The organism is Pseudomonas sp. NKUCC02_KPG, assembly GCF_019345465.1.
Classification (GTDB): domain Bacteria; phylum Pseudomonadota; class Gammaproteobacteria; order Pseudomonadales; family Pseudomonadaceae; genus Aquipseudomonas.
On the sequence record NZ_JAHKRC010000022.1, the window covers coordinates 65,121 to 72,132 of the forward strand.

Sequence of the window (7,012 nt, forward strand, 5' to 3'; positions counted from 1 at the left end):
ACCGCACGATTTTATTTTGGGTATTGGTTTAGCCACTGGCGCGCCTGATACCCACACGGCGCCCACTACTTAGGGGTCGCCTACCAGAGAATTCTCACCCCCGGTCGGCTTCCCGACCGGGGGTTTTGTTTTTCTGGCCCCTGACATTTTATTGAATTGAGGATTTACCCCATGAACTACGCCACTTATTACCGCTTCGACCTTTGCACTGCATGGCGATTTATCAGCCGCCGTTCGGGACAGCCTGCCGCCTCCGAACGGACCCACATTGGTGGCACGCAAGCACTCATGGCCAGTCTGGCCAATTGTCGAACACCCCAGTAGGGCTGAGCGCGCGGGAGAACCCGCCGCCTGCCCAGGAAGCACACACCATGAACGCATCCGTATCCGCTCTGCCAGCCGTACACACTGCAACTACCCAGATTTCGACCCGTCGCCTGCCCAGCGCAGCGCAACTCAAACAGCAACTGCCCCTGAGCATCAAGCTTCGCGAGCAGATCAGCAGCCAGCGCCAGGCCATTCGCGCCATCCTCAACGGTGAAGACTCCCGTTTACTGGTGGTTGTCGGCCCCTGCTCCATCCACGACCCCCTCGCCGCACTCGAATACGCCAGCAATCTCGCAGCCTTGGCCCATGAAGTGAGCGACGACATGCTACTGGTCATGCGTGCCTACATCGAAAAACCGCGCACCACTGTGGGCTGGAAAGGCCTGGCCTACGATCCGCACCTGGATGGCAGCGATGACATGGCTCACGGCCTGACCCTGTCACGGGAACTGATGCTCGAAATCCTGCGCATGGGCCTTCCGGTCGCCACCGAACTGTTGCAGCCCATCGCTGCAGGCTACTTCGACGACCTGCTGGGCTGGGTGGCCATTGGCGCCCGCACCACCGAATCGCAAATTCACCGCGAAATGGCCAGCGGCCTTGATCTGCCGGTAGGCTTCAAAAACGGCACTGACGGCGGTGTGGCAATCGCCTGCGATGCCATGCGCTCTGCCGCGCACAGTCACCGTCATTTCGGGGTCGATAGCCAGGGCCATCCGGCAATCGTCGAGACGCCCGGCAACCCCGACACCCATCTGGTACTGCGCGGTGGCCACAGCGGCCCGAACTACGACCGCGCCAGTGTGGCCAAGGCTCGCGCCGGGCTGGAAAAAAGCGCCATCCCGGCCCGCATGATGATCGACTGCAGCCACGCCAACAGCGGCAAAGACCCGTTGCGCCAGCCGGATGTGTTCAATGATGTGCTCGAACAGCGCCTGGCAGGTGATCACTCCCTGATTGGCATGATGCTCGAAAGCCATCTGTTCGAAGGCTGCCAGCCCCTGAGTGCGAACATGCGCTACGGGGTTTCCGTGACCGATGGCTGCCTGGGGTGGGATGCCACCGAGCACTTGCTGCGCAACGCCGCCCAACAGCTGCAAACACAGCGCCGCGTCGCCCGGGTCATCGCCTGACAAGCCTGCTCGGCAAACCTCTGCGCAGCCCGGGAATATGCCCACGGCTGCGCGAAGTCGATATCGACTAAGGTGTTTTTTACGGTTAACAACACCAAGGAAAACACCCCATGGATGACTCAGCCAATACCCACTACCCGATTCTGCTGGTACACGGACTGTTCGGCTTCGGCCGGATAGGCCCCTTCAACTACTTCAAAGGCATCAAGGACGCGCTCGCTGAATCAGGCGCCAGGGTTTTCGTGCCGATCATTTCGGCCGCCAACAACAACGAAACACGGGGCGAACAACTGCTTGAGCATATACGCAGGGTGTGCACCCAGACCGGCGCACAGCGGGTCAATCTGATCGGCCACAGCCAGGGCGCCCTGACCGCCCGCTATGCAGCTGCCACCGCGCCACATCTTGTCGCCTCCGTGACCTCGGTCAGCGGCCCGAATCATGGCTCGGAAGCAGCAGACCGCATGCGTCAGGCCTTTGTCCCGGGCACACTGCCCGAAACCATCGCCGGCGCCCTGACCACAGCGTTCTCCACATTCCTGTCAGCGATAACCGGCCACTCGCAACTGCCGCAACATTCACTTGAGGCGCTCAACGCCCTGACCACCGAAGGAGTTACTGCCTTTAACCTTAAATACCCCCAAGGCTTGCCTGAAACCTGGGGCGGCATGGGGGCCGAGCACGTAAACGATGTGTCCTATTACTCCTGGAGCGGCATTATCAAGGGCTCGCGATTGTCGGAATCGTTGAACCTGCTCGACCCCTTGCACAACGCCTGCCGTGTGTTCGGCAGTTTTTTTACCCGTGAGACCAAGGAAAATGACGGAATGGTCGGACGATTCAGCTCCCATCTGGGCCATGTGATCCGCTCGGACTACCCACTTGATCACCTCGACACCATTAATCATCTGGCCCCCATGAGCAAAAAAACCGTCAACCCGCTCACGCTTTATGTCGAACACGCCAAGCTTTTGAAAAACAAAGGGTTATAAAAATAGTCCAGTCGCAGTACGCCAAGCATTGATCCGCCAGTCAGCAAAAACGCAAAACAGAACTTTTGCCGAGAAAAACCCCACTGAATCCGGTAGGCTCGGCACTTTCTTGAAAGGAGTACTCCCTCATGGCTAAAGCCACTGCCCGTCACATCCTTGTTGCCACCGAAGACAAGTGCAACGAACTGAAAGCCCAAATCGAAGGCGGCGCTGATTTCGCCGAAGTGGCGAAAGCCAACTCTTCTTGCCCGTCCAGCCGTCAGGGCGGCGACCTGGGTTCTTTCGGTCCAGGCCAGATGGTTAAAGAATTCGACACCGTCGTCTTCAGCGCGCCAATCAACGTGGTGCAAGGCCCGGTCAAGACCCAGTTCGGCTACCACCTGCTGGAAGTCACCAGCCGCCAGGACTAATCCTCCCCGCGCAGCGTGAAGACGGCCCGCCTATTGGTGGGCCGTTTCGTATCCGCAACTGCAAACCACGTGCTACGTTTCCTCATTCACGAACCCGTCGTTCTGAGGAATTGATCATGAGCCTTAAGGGTAAAACTGCACTGGTTACCGGTTCCACCAGCGGCATCGGCCTTGGTATCGCACTGAGCCTGGCCAAGGCTGGAGCCGACCTGATACTCAACGGCTTTGGCGATGCCAGCAAAGTCATTGCAGACATCCAGCAACTGGGCGTCAAAGTGGGTCACCATCCTGCAGATGTCAGCGACCCGGCGCAGATCGCCGACATGATCAGTTATGCCGAACGCGAGTTCGGTGGTATCGACATTCTGGTCAACAACGCAGGCATCCAGCATGTGGCCAGCGTCGAGGAGTTCCCGGTAGAGCGCTGGGATTCAATCATCGCGATCAACCTGTCCAGTGTGTTTCACAGCACTCGCCTGACCTTGCCCGGCATGCGCAAGCGCGGCTGGGGGCGCATCGTCAATATCGCCTCGGTTCATGGCCTGGTGGGGTCGGTCGGCAAAGCCGCCTATGTGGCCGCCAAACATGGCGTGATCGGCCTGACTAAAGTCGTTGGCCTGGAAACCGCCACCAGCAATATCACCTGCAATGCCATCTGCCCGGGCTGGGTGCTCACACCACTGGTGCAAAAACAGATTGATCAGCGCATCAGCCAGGGCATTGACCCCTATCAGGCGCAGCACGATCTGCTGGCCGAGAAACAACCCTCCCTGGAGTTCGTGACCCCGCCCCAACTGGGCGAACTGGTGCTGTTTTTATGCAGCGAGGCTGGCAGCCAGGTGCGCGGTGCCGCCTGGAATGTGGACGGCGGTTGGCTGGCGCAATAAGTGGGCGGATCGCTGCCTGTCTGACATGCAAAAATGCACACCAGCCCTGCACTTATCAGGGTTGTAATGGGCAAATTTGCACTGTTAGCATCCGTTATCGTTCGCCCGTGAACACCACTAAAAATAATATAAAGCAGGGAGTTAGTGATGACTGCTCAGGTTTCCTCCTCACCGACACCGGAAATCGCTCCAATTGACGACACGATTCTGGCCGAGGTCCGCAACCACATTGGTCACCTGACCCTCAACCGCCCCAGCGGTCTCAATGCCATCAACCTGGAGATGGTGCGCAGCCTTCAACAGCATCTCGATGCCTGGGCCGCAGACCCTCAGGTAAAAGCCATTGTGCTGCGTGGCGCTGGCGAAAAAGCCTTTTGCGCTGGCGGGGATATCCGCTCGCTCTACGACAGCTATCAAAACAACGACACCCTGCACACGGTGTTCTTCGAAGAGGAATACGCCCTCGACCTGACCCTGCACCACTACCCCAAACCCGTGATTGCCTTGATGGACGGTTTTGTCCTCGGCGGCGGCATGGGACTGGTGCAAGGCGCGGATCTGCGCCTGGTCACCGAGCGCAGCAAGCTGGCGATGCCTGAAGTGGCAATCGGTTATTTCCCTGACGTTGGCGGCAGCTACTTTCTGACCCGCACACCGGGCCAGCTTGGTACTTACCTGGGGGTTAGCGGCGTGCAAATCCGCGCCAGTGACGCACTGTATTGCGGGCTGGCTGACGGCTATCTGGAGAGCAGTAAACTGCCTGAACTGGATAGAAGCCTCGATACCCTCGAATGGCGAGGCACCCCCATTGATGATCTGACAGCACTGATCGGAACGTTCGCAGTGACCGTGTTGCCCGAGCCGCCGCTGGCCAGGCTTCGCCCCCTGATAGACAGCGTTTTCGCCCAAGCCGATATACCGCGAATCGTCGCTCATCTGCGCGCTGTCACGGCGCCGGAAACCCGCGACTGGGCCAATGAAACCGCCGACCTTCTGCAAACCCGCTCCCCGTTGGCAATGGCCGTCACCCTCGAAATGCTGCGCCGGGGCCGTGAGCTGACTCTGGAACAGTGTTTTGCCCTGGAACTGCACCTTGACCGTCAATGGTTCGATCGCGGCGACCTGATGGAGGGCGTGCGCGCACTGATCATCGACAAGGACAAAAACCCGCGCTGGAACCCGCCTGCCCTGGACGCTCTGGACCCTGTGCATGTCGCCAGCTTTTTCACCTCATTCGACGCGACGGAAGCCTGAGCCATGCAAGATATCGAACTGAGCGAAGAACAAGTGATGATCCGCGACATGGCCCGCGACTTTGCCCGCCGTGAAATCGCCCCCCATGCCCAGGCCTGGGAAAAGGCCGGCTGGATCGACGATGCACTGGTGGCCAAGCTCGGCGAACTGGGCCTGCTGGGCATGGTGGTTCCGGAAGAATGGGGCGGCACCTATGTCGACTACGTTGCCTACGCCCTGGCTGTGGAAGAAATATCGGCCGGTGATGGCGCAACCGGCGCGCTGATGAGTATCCATAACTCTGTCGGCTGCGGGCCCATCCTCAAATACGGCAGCGAGGCGCAAAAACAAACCTGGCTGGCAGAGCTTGCCAGTGGCCAGACCATCGCCTGCTTCTGCCTGACCGAGCCACAGGCGGGCTCTGAAGCCCACAACCTGCGCACACGAGCGGAACTGCGCGACGGCCAGTGGGTGATCAACGGCGCCAAACAGTTTGTCAGCAATGGCAAGCGCGCCAAGCTGGCCATCGTGTTTGCCGTCACCGATCCAAACCTTGGCAAAAAAGGCATTTCGGCGTTTTTGGTGCCTACCGCGACCCCGGGTTTCATCGTCGACCGTACCGAACACAAAATGGGCATTCGCGCCTCGGATACCTGCGCCGTTACCCTGAACAATTGCACCGTGCCTGAAGCCAACATGCTCGGCGAACGCGGCAAGGGGCTGGCCATCGCCCTGTCCAACCTCGAAGGCGGACGCATCGGTATTGGCGCCCAGGCACTGGGCATCGCTCGTGCCGCCTTCGAAGCGGCACTGGGCTATTCCCGTGACCGGGTGCAATTTGACAAGGCGATCATCGAACACCAAAGCATCGCCAACATGCTGGCTGACATGCAAACCCGGATCAATGCAGCGCGACTGCTGATCCTGCATGCGGCGCGCCTGCGCAGCGCGGGCAAGCCCTGCCTGTCAGAAGCCTCCCAGGCTAAACTGTTTGCTTCGGAAATGGCCGAGTATGTCTGCTCCAAAGCCATCCAGATCCATGGCGGCTATGGCTACCTTGAAGACTATCCGGTTGAGCGTTACTACCGAGATGCACGCATCACCCAGATCTATGAGGGATCGAGCGAGATTCAGCGAATGGTTATTGCGCGGGAATTGAAGAATTATCTGATCTAGACACCTGCAGGCAGGCTCCCACCAAAAACAGAGAGCCTGTGGGAGCGGGCTTGCTCGCGATGGCAGCGACCCGGCATGACTGACATACCCGGTTGCCTTAATCGCGAGCAAGCCCGCTCCCACATCTACAGCCAGTGACTTTTAGCGGCTCTCAAACTCTGCAGCACGCTTTTCGACAAACGCCGCCATCCCTTCTTTCGGGTCATGTGTCGCGAACATGGCGTGGAACACCCGACGCTCGAAACGCACACCTTCAGACAAGCTGATCTCGAATGCCCGATTCATATATTCATCGCACCCTATTTAAGTGCGCAACTTCTTGCGCACTTAAATAGGGGAATATTTTTGGCGTTATTGCTAGAGCCCATAAAGTTAAGTACCAGAACAAAAGTTTTCCATTCATTGTGGACGCCCTGCTCCAGAGCCCATTAGAATTGCGCGCTTAAATATGTTCTACCTCTTATTGGCCAACAGGAAAGTGCGCAACTTGTTGCGCACTTTATTGATAACCTTAATAAAACCGTCGATTCAAAAGCTATCCTGACACCCGTATCTGCCTGATAAATATATGAATCAAAATAATATTGACTCGTCATTGAGCACTTCAACGATTAGAAGTCCGTATACCGATTCCCGAGATCTATTCCAACAACTTCAGTGGTACCCAGTCCGATGCGTGCTTGCGTCCATTCCTGCCTGACCTGCACTCACTTCAATGCACGCAAACTGCCCTCGTTTGCGACCCTGAACACCGAGCTGACGTACCAGTTGCTCACCAACAAGGAACCCCGTGCATGAGCGCTCAAAAACTGGCCATGATCGATAACGCCGCGCAGGCCGAACGCGCCGCCAGG

At 58.2% G+C, this 7,012-nt stretch carries 6 protein-coding genes and 1 pseudogene; 6 read left to right on the forward strand and 1 reads right to left on the reverse strand.

Annotated features, from left to right (window positions below; translation table 11 throughout):
• The first annotated feature begins 371 nt into the window (after nucleotides 1–371).
• From KO536_RS23100 to KO536_RS23125, 6 genes are all read left to right on the forward strand, one after another.
• Complete coding sequence (locus KO536_RS23100) at nucleotides 372–1,460, forward strand: 3-deoxy-7-phosphoheptulonate synthase (RefSeq protein ID WP_257623063.1); 1,089 nt, start codon at nucleotides 372–374, stop codon at nucleotides 1,458–1,460.
• A 110-nt stretch (nucleotides 1,461–1,570) separates the two neighbouring features.
• The gene (locus tag KO536_RS23105; RefSeq protein ID WP_219263136.1) at nucleotides 1,571–2,452 is read left to right on the forward strand and encodes a triacylglycerol lipase; all 882 of its coding nucleotides are present in this window, start codon (nucleotides 1,571–1,573) and stop codon (nucleotides 2,450–2,452) included.
• 128 nt (nucleotides 2,453–2,580) lie between these two features.
• Nucleotides 2,581–2,862, forward strand: coding sequence for a peptidylprolyl isomerase (locus tag KO536_RS23110; RefSeq protein ID WP_016781241.1), 282 nt, complete (start codon nucleotides 2,581–2,583; stop codon nucleotides 2,860–2,862).
• Nucleotides 2,863–2,978: 116 nt separating this feature from the next.
• A complete protein-coding gene (locus KO536_RS23115) occupies nucleotides 2,979–3,749 on the forward strand; it encodes a 3-hydroxybutyrate dehydrogenase (RefSeq protein WP_219263137.1) in 771 nt (256 codons plus the stop codon).
• A gap of 147 nt (nucleotides 3,750–3,896) precedes the next feature.
• Nucleotides 3,897–5,003, forward strand: coding sequence for an enoyl-CoA hydratase/isomerase family protein (locus tag KO536_RS23120; protein WP_219263138.1), 1,107 nt, complete (start codon nucleotides 3,897–3,899; stop codon nucleotides 5,001–5,003).
• Between the two features lie 3 nt (nucleotides 5,004–5,006).
• The gene (locus KO536_RS23125) at nucleotides 5,007–6,158 is read left to right on the forward strand and encodes an acyl-CoA dehydrogenase family protein (RefSeq protein ID WP_133077454.1); all 1,152 of its coding nucleotides are present in this window, start codon (nucleotides 5,007–5,009) and stop codon (nucleotides 6,156–6,158) included.
• Nucleotides 6,159–6,299: 141 nt separating this feature from the next.
• Here KO536_RS23125 and KO536_RS23130 read toward each other — a convergent pair.
• A pseudogene (locus KO536_RS23130) lies at nucleotides 6,300–6,449 on the reverse strand (enoyl-CoA hydratase-related protein); the annotation flags it as partial.
• Nucleotides 6,450–7,012 lie beyond the last annotated feature (563 nt).